This is a genomic window from Burkholderia anthinoferrum (assembly GCF_002925705.1).
GTDB classification, from domain to species: Bacteria; Pseudomonadota; Gammaproteobacteria; order Burkholderiales; family Burkholderiaceae; genus Burkholderia; species Burkholderia semiarida.
On record NZ_LFZP01000051.1, the window covers coordinates 293,964 to 312,083 of the forward strand.

An 18,120-nucleotide genomic window follows, 5' to 3' on the forward strand; every position below is an offset into this window, starting at 1 on the left:
GCAGCGGCTCGCGGTTCGGGGCAGGCAGCCTCCGCAGCCGGTGCGCGCGCGGACGAACGATCTTCGCCGCGCTCCGTCAGGCGGCGATCGAGGCCGGCGCGGCCGCGCGATGCAGCAGCACGGGCAGCGACTTCGACGTCGGCGTGTTGCACACGTCGCCGACGCTGTCGAGCGGCACGAGCGGGTTGGTTTCCGGGTAGTACGCGCCGATGCAGCCGCGCGGGATGTCGTACTCGACGAGCAGGAAGCCGTTCGCGCGGCGCTCGATGCCGTCGTGCCACACGGTTTCCATGTCGACCCAGTCGCCGGCCGCAAGGCCCAGCATCGCGAGATCGTCGCGGTTGACGAACACCACGCGGCGCTGGCCGAACACGCCGCGGTAGCGGTCGTCGAGCCCGTAGACGGTCGTGTTGTATTGATCGTGCGAGCGCGTCGTCATCAGCGTCATCAGCCGCTTGCCGTGCAGCGCGCGGGCGCGCTGGATCGGCGTGTCGGTCGGCAGTGCATGCGCGATGAAGTTCGCCTTGCCCGTCGGCGTCAGCCATTCGCGGTCGCGCGACGCCACGCGCAGGTGGAAGCCGCCCGGCCGCGCGATGCGCGTGTTGTAGTCGTAGAAGCCGTCGAGCGTCGCCTCGATCGCGTCGCGGATCTTCGCGTAGTCGTCCTTGTACGCGAGCCAGTCGATCTTGTCGCTGCCGAACAGCGCGTGCGCCATGTGCGCGACGATCGCGGGCTCCGACATCAGGTTCGGCGACGCCGGCTTGTTCATCCCGTACGACACGTGGACCATGCTCATCGAATCCTCGACCGTCACGCCCTGCGCGACGTTGTCCTGCAGGTCGATCTCGGTGCGGCCGAGCGTCGGCAGGATCAGCGCGTCGCGGCCGTGGATCAGATGGCTGCGGTTCAGCTTGGTCGTGATGTGCACGGACAGTTCGCAGCGGCGCATGCCTTCCCACGTGCGCGGCGTGTCGGGCGTCGCCATCGCGAAGTTGCCGCCGAGGCCGATCAGCACCTTCACGCGGCCGTCGAGCATGCCTTCGATCGTTTCGACGACGTCGTAGCCGTGATGGCGCGGCGGTTCGAAACCGAACACGTGGCCGAGCCGGTCGAGGAACGCCTGCGACGGTTTTTCCTCGATGCCGACCGTGCGGTTGCCCTGCACGTTCGAGTGGCCGCGCACCGGGCACAGGCCGGCGCCGGGGCGGCCGATGTTGCCGCGCATCAGCATCAGGTTGGTCAGCATCTGCACCGTCGCGACCGAATGCTTGTGCTGCGTGATGCCCATCCCCCACGTCGCGATCACGCGTTCGCTGCGCGCGTAGCGCTGCGCGAGCGCATCGATCTGCTCGTACGGCACGCCGCTTTCGGCGGTCAGCGCGGCCCAGCTTTCGGCGCGCAGATCGTCGGCGAACGCGTCGAAGCCCGCCGTGTGCTCGCCGATGAACGCGGTGTCGACGACGCGCGGCGCCCCGGCGGCGCGCGCGGCGTCGTCGAGTTCGAGCACGCGCTTGGCCATCCCCTTGATCAGCGCGAAATCGCCGCCGATCGTCGGCTGGATGAACGTCGACGCGATCTTCGTGCCCGACATCGTCAGCATCTCGAGCGGGCTTTGCGGATCGGCGAAGCGTTCGAGGCCGCGCTCCTTCAGCGGGTTGATCGACACGATCGTCGCGCCGCGCTTCGCGCACTCGCGCAGCTCGCCCATCATCCGCGGGTGATTGGTCGCGGGGTTCTGGCCGAAGATCAGCAGCATGTCCGCATGCTCGAAATCGTCGAGCGTGACCGTGCCCTTGCCGACGCCGACCGACGCCGGCAGCCCGCGGCTCGTCGCCTCGTGGCACATGTTCGAGCAGTCGGGGAAGTTGTTCGTGCCGTACAGCCGCACGAACAATTGATAGAGGAACGCGGCTTCGTTGCTTGCGCGGCCGGACGTGTAGAACGCGGCCTGGTTCGGGTCGGGCAGCGCGCGCAGATGGCGCGCGATCAGCGCGAACGCATCGTCCCACGCGATCGGCACGTAGCGATCGGTCCGCGCGTCGTACACCATCGGGTCGGTGAGCCGGCCGTGCTGCTCCAGCTCGAAATCCGACTGTTCGAGCAGTTCGGTCACCGTGTGCGCGGCGAAGAATTCGGGCGTCACGCGCTTGCTCGTCGCTTCCGCGGCCACGGCCTTCACGCCGTTCTCGCAGAATTCGAACGTCGATGCGTGCTGGCGGTCCGGCCACGCACAGCCCGGGCAGTCGAAGCCGTCCGGCTGGTTCTGGCGCAGCAGCGTACGGTAGTTGCCGCCGGCGACCTTTTCCTTGATCAGGTTGATCGTGACGGCTTTCAGCGCGCCCCAGCCGGCGGCCGGGTGGGTGTACGGTTCGATGCGCGCGGTGGCAGATTTCTTTTTCATGATGCCGGGTGTCGGGGTCGATGCGTGCAGAGTACGCGCGGCGCCCGTGCGGCTGTGTGTACACCTGTTCACTTCAAAAAAGAGTACAGTTTCGGCCATTCATCCCGTGCGGATCGCAACTGTGTTGCTGAAGGGAAGTTGAAAGGGAGGCGCGTGAAGCGTTACGAACAACTGGCCGACGATCTCCAGGCGCAGATCGAGCGGGGCGTGTACCGGCCCGGCGAGCGGATTCCGTCGGTGCGGCACGCGAGCCGGCAGCAGCAGCTCAGCGTCACGACCGTGCTGCGCGCGTACCTCGTGCTGGAAAGCCGCGGCCTGATCGAGAGCCGGCCGCAGTCGGGCTATTTCGTACGGGCGCGCACGGCGGCGCCGGCCGAGGCCGAGCTGCATGTTTCCGCGCCGGCCGCCGAGCCGTCGGCCGTGGACGTGAGCCGGCTCGTGCTGTCGACGCTGCGCTCGATCGCGCGCGACGACGCGGTGCCGCTCGGCTCGCCGTACCCCGACGCGTCGCAATTTCCGGTGCAGCGCCTCGCGCGCTATGCGCAGGCGATCGGGCGGCGCCGCACGCGCTGGGGCGTGATCGACGATCTGCCGCCGGGCAACCAGGAACTGATTCGCCAGATCGCGCGGCGCTATGCGGAGCGCGGGGTCGCGGTCGAGCCGGGCGAGATCGTGATGACGATCGGCGCGACCGAGGCGATCAACCTGTGCCTGCAGGCGGTCGCGAAGCCGGGCGACACGATCGCGGTGGAGTCGCCGACGTTCTACGCGATGCTGCACGCGATCGAGCGGATGGGCATGCGCGCGCTGGAAGTCGCGACGCACCCGGGCGACGGCATCGATCTCGACGCGCTGGAGCGGGTCCTCGCGCGCGAGCGCATCGCCGCATGCATGGTGATGCCCAATTTCCAGAATCCGCTCGGCTTCCAGATGCCCGATGCGCGCAAGCGCGCGCTCGTCGAGCTGCTCGCGAAGCACGACGTGCCGGCGATCGAGAGCGACGTCTATCACGAGCTGCACTTCGGCGACACGGCGCCGAGCGCGCTGAAGTCGTTCGATCGCGACGGGCTCGTGCTGCATTGCGCGTCGTTCACGAAGAGCCTGTCGCCGCGCTACCGGATCGGCTGGGCGATGCCGGGCCGTTACCGCGACCAGGTCGAGAAGCTGAAATTCCTGAACACGCTCGCGACGCCCGCGATCGAGCAGCTCGCGATCGCCGAGTACCTGAAACACGACGGCTACGATTTTCATCTACGGCGCATGCGCAAGCAGTATGCGCAGCAGGCAAGCCTGATGAGCGCGATGGTGCGGCGTTTCTTCCCCGAAGGCACGCGGCTGTCGCAGCCGCAGGGCGGGTACGTGCTGTGGGTCGAGCTGCCGCCGCGGGTCGATGCAATGAAGCTGTACACGCTCGCGCTCGCGCAGCGGATCACGGTCGGGCCCGGGCACATGTTCTCGGCCGGCACCGATTACCGGCACTTCATCCGGCTCAACTACAGCTACCCGTGGTCGCGGCAGATCGAGGACGCGCTGAAGGTGCTGGGGCGGCTCGCGTCGGAGTGCGCGGCGCGCTGAGCGTTGCCGCGCGGCGGCCGGCCGCCGCGGCCGGTATCAGGCCGCGCGCCGCGTGTGCGGCCCGGCTTGCGCGGCGTCGACCATCTGCCGCATGTCGAAGCCCGACGGATGCTGATACACGCGCAGCCCGAACTCGGGCAGCACCGCGATCAGGTGGTCGAACAGGTCGGCCTGGATGGTCTCGTAGTCGACCCATGTCGTCGTATCGGTGAAGCAGTACAGCTCGAGCGGGATGCCTTCGGCCGTGAGCGGCAACTGTCGCGCCATGTTCATCATGTCGCGGCGGATGCGCGGATGGCCCTTCAGGTAGTTCGCGACGTATGCGCGGAACGTGCCGAGATTCGTCAGCTGGCGGCGGTTCGCCGGGCACTCGCCGGCCGCGCCGAGCGTGCCGTTCCATTGCTCGATCGCATCGACCTTGTCCGCCAGATAGTCCTTCAGCAGCGTCAGGCGTTCGAGCCGTTCGATCTCGTCGTTCGTGAGAAAGCGCACGCTCGTCGCATCGACGAACAACGCGCGCTTGATGCGGCGACCGCCCGCTTCGGTCATCCCGCGCCAGTTCTGGTAGCTCTCGGTGATCAGTTTCCAGGTCGGCACCGTGATGATCGTGTGATCGAAGTTCGCGACCTTGACGGTGTTCAGCGTGATGTCGATGACCGTGCCGTCCGCGCCGGCCGACGGCATCGTGATCCAGTCGCCGATCCGCAGCATGTCGTTCGACGACAGTTGCACGCCGGCGACGAGGCCGAGCAGCGTGTCCTTGAAGATCAGCATCAGCACCGCGGACATCGCGCCGATGCCGGACAGCAGCAGGCCGATCTGCTTGCCGGTCGCGTCGCCGATCACGACGAGCGCGGCCGTGATGAACATCACGAGCTTGACGAGCTGCATCGCGCCTTTCAGCGACAGCCGCGGCTGGTCGCGTCGGGACGTGCGGTGCGTATGTTCGAGTGCGGACAGCGTCGCGCTGATGGTCATCGTCACGAGGAACACGATCAACGCGAACAGCACCTTGTCGACGACCTGCACGACGAAGCCGGGAACGCCGGGCACCGCGCCGAGCCCGAGCTTGATCACGACGAACGGGACGATGCGGTTCAACCATTTGAAGGCACCGAATTCGAACAGCGCGTCGTCGACGCGCGTGGCGGACAGCCGCGCGAGCCGCGCGACCACGCGAAACAGCAGGAAATGGACGACGGCGGTGATTGCACCGGCGGCGGCGAGCAGGACGACGATGCCGACGAGCGGCGTCAACCAGGATTCGTTCAGGGGCATAGGGGCAGGCTGGGTCCTTCTTGTGCGTTGAATCGGCGCCGCGACGCGGCGCGCGCCCGGTGAAGGGCATATGAAAGGGACCGTGATTGTGCCATCGGGTTCCGGATGCGTATCGCAAATACATGTCGAGCGGCTCCCGTATCGGCTCACCATTGCACAGGTATCCTCTGCATCGACGTGAAGGAAGAGGCAATCCGCATCACCGCACGCTGACGTGCGAGCCGCTTGCCCGGCATGGCGGACGCAGGAGGGCGATCGGCTGGACGTCATGACGCAGGCCTTCGCGCGTCGATGCGCTCGATGGGCGATCCATGCAATCATGCGAACGTCGCAGGCGCTGCCGGCATGCCGTTCGCATTGGCGCGCAGTCCGTCCGGCGACGGTGAGCGACAGGCAACACCGTCGCGCACCCGTTCGTGGCTCCCGTCACTTCGACCTGACGCATTTCACGCATGCAAGATTCCAACGAAAGCCGTCCGTCGCGCGTGCGGCTGCTGAAAGGCATCCTCCCGGTCCGTCGCGGGGGCGCCATCCGCGACATCTTCGCGGGCATGTCGCTCGCGTCGATGGACATCCCGCAGGTGCTCGGCTACGCGCGCATCGCCGGCATGCCGGCCGTCACGGGGCTCTATACGGTGTTCCTGCCGCTCGTTGCGTTCGCGTGCTTCGGCGCGTCGCGCCATCTCGTGGTCGCCGCCGATTCCGCGACCGCGACGATTTTCGCGAGCCGGCTGTCGTCGATGGCGCCGGCCGGCAGCGCCGACTATGCGGCGCTGGCCGGCATGGTCGCGTTGCTGACCGCCGCGATGCTGCTGCTCGCGCGCATCTTCAAGCTCGGCTTCCTCGCCGATTTCCTGTCGCGCACGGTCCTGGTCGGCTTCCTCGCCGGCGTCGGCGTGCAGGTGTCGATCGCGATGCTCGGCGACATGCTCGGCCTGTCCGTGCCGTACCCGGCGTCGCGCAGCCTCGCGCAACTCCACTACGTCGTCACGCACCTCGTTCACGCGCACCGGCCGACGCTCGCGCTCGCGGCGCTCGTCGTCGCTGCGATTCTCGCGTGCAAGCGGTTCCTGCCGCGCGTGCCGATGCCGATGATCGCGGTCGCCGGCAGCATCGCCGCGAGCGCCGCGTTCGGCTTCGCCGCGCACGGCATCGCGGTGCTCGGGCCCGTGGCGGGCGGGCTGCCGCCGCTGCGCTGGCCGTCCGTCACATGGCAACAGTGCCTCGATCTCGTGCCGGTCGCCGCTTCGTGCTTCGTGATGATCATCGCGCAGAGCGCGGCCGCCGCGCGCGCGTTCGCGCAGCAGTATGGCGAGGCCGTCGACACCAATGCCGACATCCTCGGGCTCGCGGCCGCGAACGCGGCGGCGGCGCTCGGCGGTGCGTTCGTCGTCAACGGCAGCCCGACGCAGACGGCGATGGCCGACGGCGCGGGCGTGCGCAGCCAGATCGGGCATCTCGCGTTCGCCGCGGTCGTCGCCGTCGTGCTGCTGTTCTTCAGCCCGACGCTGCAGTACCTGCCGCACGCGGTGCTGGCGGGCATCGTCTTTACGATCGCGCTCGGGCTGATCAACGTGCGCAGCCTCGAGGCGATCCGCCAGGAAAGTCCCGGCGAATTCACGCTCGCGCTGATCACGGCCGCGGCCGTCGTGACGGTCGGCGTCGAGCAGGGCATCCTGCTGGCCGTCGCGTTGTCGCTGATGCGGCACGTGCGTCACAGCTACCAGCCGCACACGATGGTGCTCGAACCCGTCGCCGGCAACGGGCGGTGGCAGCCGGTGCCCGCACGGCGCGGCGCGATGACGGCGCCCGGGCTGATCGTCTACCGGTTCGGCTCCGACCTGTTCTTCGCGAACGATCACTTGTTCGCTGCCGAAGTGACCGCGCTCGTCGACGCGGCGCCGGTGCCGCCGCGCTGGTTCGTCGTCGATGCGGGCGCGATCACCGATATCGACTATTCGGCCGCGCGGACCTTGATCGATCTCGTCCGGGCGCTGCATGCGCGCGGCGTCGGCGTGCTGTTCGGGCGCGTGAGCCGCTATCTGCGCGCTGACATGGATCGTCACGGGATCACCGACGTGGTCGGCGCGTCGTGCATCTTTGCCACGCTGCATCAGGCGCTGGAGGCGGCGGGCACGACGCCCGCGTCGCAGGAGCCGGGCACGGTGTAGGGCCTGCGCAAGCCTGTCATTGGCATGGACAGGCCCTGGCGCCGCGGCGCTACGCGAGCGCGCGCAGGCGTGCGAAACCGTTGCGCAGGCAGCGGGCCAGTTCCGTCGCGGCCGGTGTGTGCTGGCCGCGCGGCACGTGCAGGTTGATCGAGAAATTCGGCAGGGCGGGCAGGCCGCTGCCGGCCGGCAGGATGTCGAGATCGGGCGGCACGGTGGACGCGAGCCAGACGGTCACGGCCAGATCGGCGCGCACGGTCGCGGCCGTGGCATCGAAGCTGCCGTTCTCGAACACGGTGCGCCACGGGCGATCGCAGCCGCGCAGTGCATCGAGCACCGTCGGGCGGAATGCGCAGGTCTGCGCGACCATCGATACCGGCAGCGGCGAGTGCCGGTGCGCGGTGCCGCCTTTCGCGCCGACCCACACCAGCCGGTCGACGGCGATGCACTCGCCGCGCGACGATCCGACCGGCGCCTCGATCAGTGCGACGTCGAGGTCACCGTGCGTGAGCCCGCGCCGCAGCTCCGGCGATGCCGCGCACACGAGCGTGAGCGCGACCTGCGGATGCGCGTGGGCATAGCTTCTCAGGATCGGCGCGAGACAGGTGCCGACCAGGTCCTGCGGCGCACCGAGACGCACCGCGCCTTCCACCGCACCGGCGCTCAGGTCGGCGAGCAGCGCATCGTGGACGGCGAGCAGCCGGCGCGCCTGTTCGAGCAGCCGCTCGCCGGCGGCCGTCAGCAGCAGATTGCGATGCTCGCGGACGAACAGCGGGCCCGACAGCATTTCGAGCCGCGCGACCTGCTGGCTGATCGCGCCCTGCGTCAGGTGCAGCGCGTGGCCGGCCGCCGTCATGCTGCGATGATCGGCCACCGAGACGAATGCGCGCAGCAGCGCGAGGTCGAGATTGCGTGCCATGCGTCGCATTATGAATGCTAATGCAAGGCATAAAAAGCTTTCGCTGTCGTAATGCCGGAATCACAGGTAAAAACGGGGCTTCAATAACGACAACCGGGAGCCTTCGTGCCGCTTCACGACTATCTGCCGCTGGTGCTGTTCGTGATCGTCTCCACCGTGACGCCGGGCGGCGCGACGACGCTCGCGACCGCATCGGGCGCGCATTTCGGTTATCGGCGTTCGCTGCCGCTGATGGCGGGCATCGCCGCGGGCCTGGCGTCGATGGCGGCGGCGGCCGCGGCCGGCCTCGGCAGCGTGCTGCTCGCGCTGCCCGCGTTGCAGCTCGCGATGAGGGCGGCCGGTTCGGCGTACCTGATGTGGCTCGCCGTGCGCATCGGACGTGGCGGCAAGCCGCGGCTCGATGTCGACGTGCACCGGCCGCAGGGGTTCGTCAGCGGCGTGTGGATGCTGTGGCACAACCCGAAAGGCTGGGCGATGACGCTCGGCGCGGCCGCGTCGTTCGCGGCGCTCGCGTCGGGGCCGGCACGGCTCGGCGTGCTGCTCGGCTTTGCATTCGGCGTGGCCGCGATGGCGTCGCTGTCGCTGTGGTGTTTCGCCGGGCTGCTGTTCGCGCGCGTGTTGCGCACGGAGCGGCAGTGGCGTTGCCTGAATGCGGGGCTCGGCGTGCTGCTCGCGGCGTCGATCGTGCCGATGTGGCTGCCGTAGCGGAAGGCCGCGCACGCGGCGCGGCCCGTGTTCAGCGCGAACCGGCCGGTGCGTTGCCGGCCCGTCGGTCGCCGGCGCCTGCACCGGCCGAGCGCAACGGCAGCCGCAGCGTCGTCACGAAGCTCGCCGCATGCAGCGCGCACAGCAGGCCGAACGCCCACGCATACGCGACGCCCTGCGTGCCGCCCGCCGCGACCGATTCGGCCTGCAGCCGCCACGCGAGAAACAGCGTGCATAGCGTCGTGAACGTCGGGCCGCCGAGCCGCTGCACGATATTGAGCGACGTGGTTGCCATCGGCAGGTTGCGGCGCTCGACCGACGCATACGCGGCGGCGATCGACGGTGCGCCGATCGCACTCTGGCCCATGCCGCGCAGAAACAGCGCCGGTACGAGCACGAGCGGATCGTAGCCGGTCAGCGCGAGGAACACGAACGGCAGCGTGGCGGCGAGTGCGAGCAAGGCACCGCCGGCGGCGAGCCGGCGTACGCCGAACCGGCTCGTCAGCGCGCCCATCGACGGATAGGTGACGAGCATGCCGAGCCCGAGCGGCGCGAGCAGCCAGCCCATCTCGCCCGGCGAGCGCCCACAGGCCTGGATCAGGAACACGGGGATCAGCATCTGGCCGGCGTACAACGCACCGTTCGACAGGAACTGCGTGCCGGCCGCCGCGCCGAACACGCGCGAGCGAAACAGCGCGAGATCGATCAGCGCACGCTCGCCCCGGCGGCGCTCGAAGCGCACGAACGCGACGAGCAGGAGCGCCGAGCCTGCGACCGCCGCGATGCCGGTCATCGCGCCGATCCGCTCGACGCCGTACAGGAACAACACGAGGCCCGGCGACAGCAACGCGAGGCCGATCCAGTCGAGTTCGCGCCGCGGCGCATCGTCCCGGTCGCCGGGCAGGAACCGTACCGCCAGCGCGAGCGCGAGCGCGCCGACGGGCAGGTTCACCAGAAACAGCCAGCGCCACGACGTGTGTTGCAGGATCGCGCCGGCCACGACCGGGCCGAGGATCGGCGCGAGCAGCACCGGCACCGCCGCGTAGCCGATCACGCGCGCCATCTGCTGGCCGGCGACGCGCGCGATCATCATCTGCGCCATCGGCGCGAGCAAGCCGCCGCTGACGCCTTGCAGCACGCGAAACGCGATCAGCGACGGCGCGGACCACGCGAGCCCGCACAGCGCCGACGTCAGCGTGAACGCCGAGAAGCACCACAGGTACAGCGCCTTCGCGCCGATGCGATCGACGAGCCAGCCGCTCAGCGGCAGCACCAGCGTCAGCGCGAGCAGGTAGCCGCTCGTCACCCACTGGATCGTCGACAGGCTCGCATGCAGGTCGGTCGCGAGGCTCGACAGCGACACGTTGACGATCGTCGCATCGAGCTGCGACAGCAGCGAACCGAGCGTCGCGACCGCGCTGACTTTCCAGATCGACGGATCGAGCCGGCCGGGCGCGCGGTCCGGTGCCGGCCGGATGCGTGGGGCGCTCACGCGCCGCGCCGGTCGAGCAGCGCGACGATGTCCTGCGTCGCGCCCGTCTCGCCGAGGCGCGGGAACAACCGCTCGACGCTGTTGACGTGCGCGTCGGCATTGAGGTCGGTCATCGCGTCGACGGCGAGCGTCACGTGATAGCCGAGTTCATGCGCCTGCCGCGCGGTCGATTCGACGCCGATGCTCGTCGCGACGCCGGCCAGCACGATCTGCGTGACGCCGGCTGCCTTCAGATGCGCGTCGAGACCGGTGCCGGTGAAGGCGCCCCAGGTGTGCTTCGTCACCACGTGGTCGCCTGGCTGGCGGTTCAGTTCGGGTACGAGTTCGGTCCAGTCGGCGGGAAGTTGCGCCGTGCGCGGCGGTTGCTCGGTGCGGCCCGGCGCGCCGCCCGCGACGTTGACCAGCACGACCGGCAGGCCACGGCTGCGGAATGCGTCGAGCAGTTCGCGGGCGTGCGCGATCACCGGTGCGACCGGGTGCGCGGTGGGGAGGGCGACGATGCCTTTCTGCAGGTCGATGACGACCAGCGCCGTGTTCGTGTCGAGACGGGTTGCGCTCATGATGGGGCTCCGGGGAAAGGGCGAAGAAAGCCGGGCGCGCGCATGCCGCGCGGCGCACCGGCCGGGTTCATTGCTCGCCGATGCGGCGGATCAGCGGGATGGCCGCGGCGAGCGTGTCGATGTCTTGCGGATCGAGTTGTTCGATCGCCGCGCCGAGCCACCTGTGTTTCGCGGCATTGCGCTTGCGCCGCGCGTCGAGGCCGGCCGCGGTGAGTTTGAACAGGATCTGGCGTCCGTCGGTCGGATGCGGCTCGCGCTCGACGAGCGCGTCTTCCTCGAGGCTCGCGAGGATCGCCTTCATCGACTGCGGCTTCATCGCTTCGGCGCGCGCGAGATCGGCGGTCGTCATCGGCCCGTGCCGATCGAGCCGCGCGAGCGCGCTCGTCTGCGACATGCCGAGCCCTCCGGAATCGACCTCGGAGCGCAGCCGGCGGATGAGCTGGCCGACCGCGAGGGTCAGGTCGGCGGCGACGGTTTCGGCGGTAACGCCGGGTTTGCGTGGCGGGTTCATGCGGCGAATCTTAGGACACGACAGCTAAACTTGCAAGTTTAGCTGTCGAATTGATCGCCGGCTGGCGACACCGTCAGCACGCGATTACATGCGCCGATGCACGACCCGTACGACTTCGCTGTATCGCGGGGTCGCGTTTTCGTGCAGCAGATCGCCGAGGTACTGGCCGAGTTCGTCCGCGGCGAGCGCGGATGGAATCTGCAGATTGGCCGGGCGCCGTTTGCCTTCGACGCCGAGATCGAATACGGCCCAGCGGCCGTCCGTGCGCACGACGGCGAGCAGCCGGCCGAATGCGTTGAAGCGGTATTCGTGCTGCATGGCGTCGCTCCCGTGGCGTGAACGCGCCGGCTGCCCGTACGCGTTTACTGGATCGAACAGGACAGCCAGCGATGGATTTTGATTGCGTCGCTCGAAACGCCGGCACGCGTCGGTGCGCCGAGCAGCACGACCGTTTCGCGGCGGCCTTTCACGCGCATGCGCATCACGACCCCGTGCCCCGATTCGTTGATGAAGCCGGTTTTCTGCAGCCGGATCGGCAGGCGGCGGTAGCGCACGAGCGGGTCGGAATTCACGTACACGAGTTCGCCGTCGCCGGGGCGCACGGTGGTCGACAGATCGGTCGAGAAATAGCGGATCAGCGGATCCCGCGCGGCCGCGCCGACGAGCCGCGCGAGGTCTTCCGCCGTCGACACGTTGTGCGGAGACAGGCCGGTGGGTTCGCGAAAATGCGTATGCCGCATGCCAAGCTTGCGCGCTTTCCGGTTCATCGCGTTGACGAACGCCGCGCGGCCGCCCGGGTAGTCGCGGCTCAGCGCGGCGGCCGCGCGGTTCTCCGACGACATCAGCGCGATATGGAACATCTCGCGGCGCGACAGTTCCGAGCCGACCTGCAGGCGCGAACCGGTGAACTTGATCGTGTCGCGGTCGCGTGCGGTCACGCGCAGCACGCCGTTCAGCGGCCGATCGGCGTCGCGCGCGACGACCGCCGTCATCAGTTTCGAGATCGACGCGATCGGCCGCACGGTGCGTGCGTGGCGGGCCAGCAGCGGCGTGCCGGAATCGACGTCGAGCACGTAGGCCGCGCGGGAATGCAGCGTCCCGACCGCGCGCGGGGTGTAGCCGCAGCTGGCGAGCAATTTCGGTTTCGCGGGCGGACGCGGCCGCACGGCAGTCGTGCGTTTCGCGCGCCGCTGCTGCGGCGCGGGTGCCGCGTGGCGTTTGGCCGCCTGATGCGTCACGCGCGAGCGGCGATGCTTGACGGCCTTTTTCTTGCGATGGGGTTGCTTCTTGACGACCTTCGTGTGTGCATGCGGCTGCGCATGGGCGGTGCGATGCGGCTGCACGCGCTGCGCGGACGCATTCGTGGCGAATGCCAGCAGCAGGAACGACAGGGCGAGGATCAGGGTGATCCGGGCGCGAGGCACGCGCGCGATGAGGCCGGTCAAGCGAAAGTCTCCTTTTCACGCGCGATGCAGCTGCGCGGATGCATGGGCGGTCGGCGGGTGCGGGAAATTATACGGTCGATCGCGGAGCGATGACGATTCGATGACGCGCAATGACGCGCGATACGGGAGGATTCCGATCGTTTTCGAATTGTCGGGCAGCGGTGCGCGTGGGACAGGACGCGAACAGAAGGCGAGCAGATGTGCGGGTCAGCGCGGCCAGTTTCGCCGCGATACGACCGCGAAACTGACCGCGATCGAACCCGTCACCGCGCGCGGCGGCGTGTCGTCCAGCGCATCGCCGAAGCGAAAGCGGCGGCTGCGCCCGTCGGTGCGTTCGGTACGGCGTTTCGGTGCGCGCGTATCGGCGGCGACGACGCATGCGTTTGCGTCCGCGACATCGCATGGTGGCTCGGCTACGCAGTCGGCAGCTTGATCGACGGACATGAAAGTGGGTTCCGGGAAGGGCATGTCCGTATTGAACGCCATTGCGTTCGATCGGTAAAATGAATATTTCAATCGTTATGATTCCACGAAAGAATGGAACTGAAACTGCTGCGCACGTTCCTGACGGTCACCGAGCTGTGCCATTTCAGCCGTGCGGCCGATGCACTGCACATGAGCCAGCCCGCGCTCAGCAAGCAGATCGGCGCACTCGAGGCGAGCCTCGGCGGCAAGCTGTTCGAGCGCGGCCGGCATGGCGCGGAACTCACGCCGTTCGGCGAACGCTTCCTGCCCGACGCGCAGGCGCTCGTGCGCGATGCCGACGAAATCCTGGCGCGTGCGCGGGAAGCGACGAGCGGGCAGCGCGGGCATTTGCGGCTCGGCATCTGCCTGTCGGTGCTGACGCTCGTGCCGAAGCTGATCGCCGAATTCCGTCGCTGCAATCCGGGTATCGCGGTGACGCTGAGCGACCTGTCGTCGTCCGAACAGACGCGCCGGCTGCGCGCCGGCAAGCTCGACGCCGGTTTCCTGCGCCTGCCTTCCGACGAAGGCTTGTCGTCGTTCAAGGTGACCGACGAGGCGCTCGCGCTCGCGGTGCCGCCGCATCTCGGCTTCAAGCGCGTGCCGGCCAACCTCGACGTGCTCAATGAAATCGGCTTCATCGCGCTGCAGCGTGCGCGCGGCCCGGGGCTGGCCGCGCAGATCGACCGGTGGTGCGTCGAGCGCCGCTTCGTGCCGCACGTGATGCAGCAGGCGGAAGACGTGCAGTCGGTGCTGACGTCGGTCGCGGCCGGCGTTGGCGTCGCGTTCATCCCGTCGAGCGCGCGGTATCTGTTGCGCGACGCGACGGTGCTGCCGCTCGACGGCCGGGACGCGAAGTGGCGCGTGGGGCTCGCATGGCGGTCCGAGCGCGACGATCCCGTCACCGCGCGTTTCGTGTCGTTCATGCGCGCGGCGCTCAAGGGCGCGTGACGCGGCGTATAGTGTCCGCGATCGTTTTCTCCATGCATGCCGGCCCGACGCCGGCCGACGAACCCGAACCGATGACTTCAGAATCCGACGAATTCCCGCTCGATCCCGCACTCGTCGCCACGCTCGCGACGCTGAACGAAGCCGCGAGCGATCCGGCCGGCAAGACGTGGTCGCTGCCGAAGATCGCGAAGCGCACGCAACTGCCGATGAGCACGCTGCGGCGCGTGCTCACGCAGTTGGACGCAGCAGGCCTGAGCGCGACGACGTTGAACGAGGACGGTACCGGCAGCGCGGCGCTGACCGACGAAGGGCGCGCGGTGTGCGCGCAACTGTTCGGCGCGAACGACGCCCAATGAATGAAAAACGGGCCGCTGAGGCGGCCCGTTCGTCACCGAACGACGGCAGGTCCGGTCGTGCGGCCCGCGCGGGTAGTGCACGGGCCGGCACGCCGTCATCGGTGCGACATCAGAACCACTGCTTGTAGCGGCGCACGTAGATCGTCTTGACGATCTGCGCGAGCACGATGTAGCCGACCATCGTCGCGGCGAGCCACAGCCAGTAGGTGCCCGGCAGGTGCATGAAGCCGATCGCCTCCGCGAACGGCGAGAACGGCAGCCAGCAGCCGATCGCGATCGCGGTGAAGGTCGACAGCAGCACCGGCAGCGACGCCGTGCTTTGCAGGAACGGGATCTTCTGCGTGCGCAGCAGATGCACGACGAGCGTCTGCGACACGAGACTCTCGATGAACCAGCCCGAATTCATCACGATCTGGCCGCCCGAACCGCCGTTCAGGTGATACAGCGCGCCCGCACCGAACACGGTCCACATCAGGACGTACGTCGTGATGTCGAACACCGACGACGTGGGCCCGACCCACAGCATGAAGCGGCCGATGTTGCCGGCTTCCCACTTGCGCGGCTTCTTCAGGAACTCGGGGTCCATCCTGTCCCACGGCAGCAGCATCTGCGACGTGTCGTAGATCAGGTTCAGCACGAGCAGTTGCGTCGCGAGCATCGGCTCCCACGGCAGGAACGCGCTGGCGACGAGCACCGAGAACACGTTGCCGAAGTTCGAGCTGGCCGTCATGTTCAGGTACTTCAGGATGTTGCCGAACGTCTCGCGGCCCTTGATCACGCCTTCCTCCAGCACCATCAGGCTCTTTTCGAGCAGGATGATGTCGGCGGTTTCCTTCGCGATGTCGGCGCCGCTGTCGACCGAGATGCCGACGTCCGCGTCGCGCAGCGCGGGCGCATCGTTGATGCCGTCGCCGAGGAAGCCGACCGTGTGGCCGTTCGCCTGCAGCGCTTTGACGATGCGCGCCTTCTGCAGCGGCGTGAGCTTCGCGAACACGGTCGTGCGTTCGACCGCCTGCGCGAGCGTCGCATCGTCGAGCGCGTCGATTTCCGTACCGAGCATCGGCTTGCCCGGGGCAAGGCCAACCTGGCGGCACACCTTCATCGTGACGGTCGCGTTGTCGCCCGTCAGCACCTTCACCGCGACGCCGTTCTCGCGCAGCGCGGCGAGCGCCGGCGCGGCCGATTCCTTCGGCGGATCGAGGAAGGTCAGGAAGCCGCGCACGACGAGATCACGTTCGTCGGCGGTGCGGTATTGCGCGCGTTCGTCGCCGCGCGGGATCGTGCGCGTCGCAAGCACGAGCACGCGGAAGCCGTCCTCGTTGTACGCGGTGGCTTGTTCGAGCAATCGCTTGCGGGCCACGAAGTCGAGCGGGCGCACGCCGTCTTCGTCCTGCACGTGCGTGGAGACCGCCAGCATTTCCTCGACCGCGCCCTTGCAGATCAGCAGGTGCGTGCCGCGCGTGTCCTCGACGACGACCGACAGGCGGCGCCGCACGAAATCGAACGGCAGTTCGTCGATCTTCTTGTAACCCTGCGGCTTCACGCGTTCGCCGATCTCGTCGGCGCGCGCGACGACCGCGATGTCGATCAGGTTCTTCTGGCCGCTCTGGTGGAAGCTGTTCAGCCAGCCGAGCCGCAGGATGTCCTCGTTCTTGTGACCGGACAGGTCGAGGTGGTGTTCGAGGATGATCTTGTCCTGCGTGAGCGTGCCGGTCTTGTCGGTACAGAGTACGTCCATCGCGCCGAAGTTCTGCACCGAGTTCAGCCGCTTGACGACGACCTTGCGGCGCGCCATCGCGACCGCGCCGCGCGCCAGGTTCGCGCTGACGATCATCGGCAGCATCTCGGGCGTGAGGCCCACGGCCACCGCGAGCGCGAACGTGAGGGCACTCAGCCAGTCGCCCTTGGTCAGGCCGTTGATCATGAACACGATCGGCACCATCACGAACATGAACTTGATCAGCAGCCAGCTCACGCTCGTCACCCCGCGGTCGAAGCTCGTCTCGATGCGCTTGTGGCTCACGACGTTGCGCGCGAGCGAGCCGAAGTACGTGTCCTCGCCGGTCGCGACGACGACGGCCGTCGCCGTGCCGCTGACGACGTTGGTGCCCATGAAGCAGACGTTCTCGAGATCGAGCAGCGACGCCGGTGCGTCGTTGGCCGCGCCGGCCGCGGGCGCGCCCGCGGATTTGCCGGCCACCGCGCCGAGCGTGTCGTACTTCTCGACCGGCAGCGCCTCGCCGGTCAGCACGGCCTGGCTGATGAACAGGTCGCGCGACGCGAGCAGGCGCACGTCGGCGGGGATCATGTCGCCGGCGGACAGATGCACGATGTCGCCGACGACGACCTCGCGCATCGGCACTTCGCGGCGTGACGGCTCGGCCGTGTCGGTCACCGCGCGCTGCACGGTGGCCGTCGTACGGACCATCGCCTTGAGCTTCTCGGCCGCGCGCAGCGAACGGAATTCCTGCACGAAGCGCAGCAGCGCGCTGATCGTGACCATCGTCAGCAGGATCGTCATGCCGACGTAATCGCGATCGTCGGGCGCCGCGAAGTAGACGTCGGTAAAGAAGCTGATGGCGGCCAGCACCAGCAGCACGTAGACGAACGGGTTGTGGAACGAGAGCAGCAACTGGCGGGTCCAGTGCGGCGGCTTGTCGTGCGCGATTTCGTTCGGGCCGTCATGCTGCAGGCGGTCGGCGGCCTGGTCGTAGGTGAGGCCGCGCGTGCTGGTGCGCAGCGACTTCAGCGTGTCTTCGAGCGGGCGGGCCGCTTCCCGCGCGGCGCGCATGATGCGCGGTTCGTTCTGCTGGCCGGCGCCGGCCTTGATGAAGCCGCGCTGTTTGTTGTGCGAGGTGTTGTGTCGTGTCGTCATGAGTCGCTCCTTGCGCACGAGGCGGCGGGCGGGGAGCGGCCGTGACGTTATCGACGCACGAACGCTCCCCGCCGCGTCGCGTCAGGCGCGATCGGCTGTGGATCGGTAAAGGCGGGAACGCTCGCCGGCGCGCGCGCGGCGCACGGCGTGTCGATGCGCGGCGTCGCACCGGCGAGCGGTAATCGACTACTGTCGTCTGAGTTCATCTGCACTCCTGTCGGTTGCGAATGGTCGGCACGGGCGATCGGCAGCGGCGCGCGCAACGAGGCGCGCGGCCGGACGGCACGCGAACGGAGGGCGCACGCGGCTGGCGCCGCGCGCAGCACGAACGCACACGCGCGACGGCGCGTCGCGTGCATTCGACAACATCGAAAATTCGGCGGGAGATCGGGCCGGTAGTCAGGCCGGAAGGGCGCCGCATC

At 68.6% G+C, this 18,120-nt stretch carries 15 protein-coding genes; 5 read left to right on the top strand and 10 right to left on the bottom strand.

Annotated elements, in window-relative coordinates; translation table 11 throughout:
* Window positions 1-76: 76 nt before the first annotated feature.
* Window positions 77-2,401: an FdhF/YdeP family oxidoreductase gene (locus tag C5F75_RS21800; RefSeq protein WP_059584988.1), complete on the bottom strand. Its 2,325-nt coding sequence runs from the start codon at window positions 2,399-2,401 to the stop codon at window positions 77-79.
* 153 nt (window positions 2,402-2,554) lie between these two features.
* Here C5F75_RS21800 and C5F75_RS21810 point away from each other — a divergent pair, with 153 nt between their 5' ends.
* Window positions 2,555-3,976, top strand: a complete 1,422-nt coding sequence (locus C5F75_RS21810) for an aminotransferase-like domain-containing protein (RefSeq protein ID WP_059584989.1) — start codon at window positions 2,555-2,557, stop codon at window positions 3,974-3,976.
* A 36-nt stretch (window positions 3,977-4,012) separates the two neighbouring features.
* On the opposite strand, the gene C5F75_RS21815 is transcribed toward C5F75_RS21810, so the two are convergent.
* The gene (locus C5F75_RS21815) at window positions 4,013-5,254 is read right to left on the bottom strand and encodes a mechanosensitive ion channel family protein (RefSeq protein WP_059584990.1); all 1,242 of its coding nucleotides are present in this window, start codon (window positions 5,252-5,254) and stop codon (window positions 4,013-4,015) included.
* A gap of 452 nt (window positions 5,255-5,706) precedes the next feature.
* On the opposite strand from C5F75_RS21815, the gene C5F75_RS21820 reads away from it, so the two are divergent.
* Entirely contained in the window at window positions 5,707-7,425 is a 1,719-nt protein-coding gene (locus C5F75_RS21820) for a SulP family inorganic anion transporter (RefSeq protein WP_059584991.1), read from the top strand.
* A 49-nt stretch (window positions 7,426-7,474) separates the two neighbouring features.
* Here the strand turns inward: C5F75_RS21820 and C5F75_RS21825 are convergent, their stop codons facing one another.
* Window positions 7,475-8,350: a LysR substrate-binding domain-containing protein gene (locus tag C5F75_RS21825; RefSeq protein ID WP_059584992.1), complete on the bottom strand. Its 876-nt coding sequence runs from the start codon at window positions 8,348-8,350 to the stop codon at window positions 7,475-7,477.
* Between the two features lie 96 nt (window positions 8,351-8,446).
* Here C5F75_RS21825 and C5F75_RS21830 point away from each other — a divergent pair, with 96 nt between their 5' ends.
* A complete protein-coding gene (locus C5F75_RS21830; protein ID WP_059584993.1) occupies window positions 8,447-9,046 on the top strand; it encodes a LysE family translocator in 600 nt (199 codons plus the stop codon).
* 31 nt (window positions 9,047-9,077) lie between these two features.
* On the opposite strand, the gene C5F75_RS21835 is transcribed toward C5F75_RS21830, so the two are convergent.
* The 6 genes from C5F75_RS21835 to C5F75_RS21860 all read right to left on the bottom strand — a co-directional run bounded on the left by C5F75_RS21835 (window position 9,078) and on the right by C5F75_RS21860 (window position 13,540).
* The gene (locus tag C5F75_RS21835; protein WP_059584994.1) at window positions 9,078-10,538 is read right to left on the bottom strand and encodes a DHA2 family efflux MFS transporter permease subunit; all 1,461 of its coding nucleotides are present in this window, start codon (window positions 10,536-10,538) and stop codon (window positions 9,078-9,080) included.
* The gene (locus C5F75_RS21840) at window positions 10,535-11,098 is read right to left on the bottom strand and encodes an isochorismatase family protein (RefSeq protein WP_059584995.1); all 564 of its coding nucleotides are present in this window, start codon (window positions 11,096-11,098) and stop codon (window positions 10,535-10,537) included. The genes C5F75_RS21835 and C5F75_RS21840 overlap by 4 nt, the downstream gene beginning before the upstream one ends.
* 67 nt (window positions 11,099-11,165) lie before the next feature.
* The gene (locus C5F75_RS21845; RefSeq protein ID WP_059584996.1) at window positions 11,166-11,609 is read right to left on the bottom strand and encodes a MarR family winged helix-turn-helix transcriptional regulator; all 444 of its coding nucleotides are present in this window, start codon (window positions 11,607-11,609) and stop codon (window positions 11,166-11,168) included.
* Between the two features lie 84 nt (window positions 11,610-11,693).
* Window positions 11,694-11,927 carry a DUF7661 family protein gene (locus C5F75_RS21850; protein ID WP_059584997.1) on the bottom strand — a complete coding sequence of 78 codons (234 nt, stop codon included), beginning with the start codon at window positions 11,925-11,927 and terminating at the stop codon, window positions 11,694-11,696.
* 44 nt (window positions 11,928-11,971) lie between these two features.
* Window positions 11,972-13,054: a serine hydrolase gene (locus C5F75_RS21855; RefSeq protein ID WP_059584998.1), complete on the bottom strand. Its 1,083-nt coding sequence runs from the start codon at window positions 13,052-13,054 to the stop codon at window positions 11,972-11,974.
* Between the two features lie 207 nt (window positions 13,055-13,261).
* On the bottom strand, window positions 13,262-13,540 hold the full coding sequence (locus tag C5F75_RS21860; RefSeq protein ID WP_059584999.1) for a hypothetical protein: 279 nt from the start codon (window positions 13,538-13,540) through the stop codon (window positions 13,262-13,264).
* Window positions 13,541-13,591: 51 nt separating this feature from the next.
* Between C5F75_RS21860 and C5F75_RS21865 the strand changes: the two genes are divergently transcribed.
* Both C5F75_RS21865 and C5F75_RS21870 read left to right on the top strand, forming a co-directional pair.
* Window positions 13,592-14,467: a LysR family transcriptional regulator gene (locus C5F75_RS21865; RefSeq protein WP_059585000.1), complete on the top strand. Its 876-nt coding sequence runs from the start codon at window positions 13,592-13,594 to the stop codon at window positions 14,465-14,467.
* 71 nt (window positions 14,468-14,538) lie between these two features.
* A complete protein-coding gene (locus C5F75_RS21870; protein WP_089465790.1) occupies window positions 14,539-14,823 on the top strand; it encodes a transcriptional regulator in 285 nt (94 codons plus the stop codon).
* A 109-nt stretch (window positions 14,824-14,932) separates the two neighbouring features.
* Here the strand turns inward: C5F75_RS21870 and mgtA are convergent, their stop codons facing one another.
* A complete protein-coding gene (gene mgtA / locus C5F75_RS21875) occupies window positions 14,933-17,698 on the bottom strand; it encodes a magnesium-translocating P-type ATPase (RefSeq protein ID WP_059585002.1) in 2,766 nt (921 codons plus the stop codon).
* Window positions 17,699-18,120: the final 422 nt, after the last annotated feature.

Excerpts from the sequence above, each read along its gene's own strand:
- C5F75_RS21815 (WP_059584990.1), bottom strand. The coding sequence starts at position 5,254 with ATGCCCCTGAACGAATCCTGGTTGACGCCGCTCGTCGGCATCGTCGTC.
- C5F75_RS21865 (WP_059585000.1), top strand. The coding sequence starts at position 13,592 with ATGGAACTGAAACTGCTGCGCACGTTCCTGACGGTCACCGAGCTGTGC.
- C5F75_RS21825 (WP_059584992.1), bottom strand. The coding sequence starts at position 8,350 with ATGCGACGCATGGCACGCAATCTCGACCTCGCGCTGCTGCGCGCATTC.
- C5F75_RS21870 (WP_089465790.1), top strand. The coding sequence starts at position 14,539 with ATGACTTCAGAATCCGACGAATTCCCGCTCGATCCCGCACTCGTCGCC.
- C5F75_RS21840 (WP_059584995.1), bottom strand. The coding sequence starts at position 11,098 with ATGAGCGCAACCCGTCTCGACACGAACACGGCGCTGGTCGTCATCGAC.
- C5F75_RS21820 (WP_059584991.1), top strand. The coding sequence starts at position 5,707 with ATGCAAGATTCCAACGAAAGCCGTCCGTCGCGCGTGCGGCTGCTGAAA.
- C5F75_RS21800 (WP_059584988.1), bottom strand. The coding sequence starts at position 2,401 with ATGAAAAAGAAATCTGCCACCGCGCGCATCGAACCGTACACCCACCCG.
- C5F75_RS21845 (WP_059584996.1), bottom strand. The coding sequence starts at position 11,609 with ATGAACCCGCCACGCAAACCCGGCGTTACCGCCGAAACCGTCGCCGCC.
- C5F75_RS21860 (WP_059584999.1), bottom strand. The coding sequence starts at position 13,540 with ATGGCGTTCAATACGGACATGCCCTTCCCGGAACCCACTTTCATGTCC.
- C5F75_RS21850 (WP_059584997.1), bottom strand. The coding sequence starts at position 11,927 with ATGCAGCACGAATACCGCTTCAACGCATTCGGCCGGCTGCTCGCCGTC.
- mgtA (WP_059585002.1), bottom strand. The coding sequence starts at position 17,698 with ATGACGACACGACACAACACCTCGCACAACAAACAGCGCGGCTTCATC.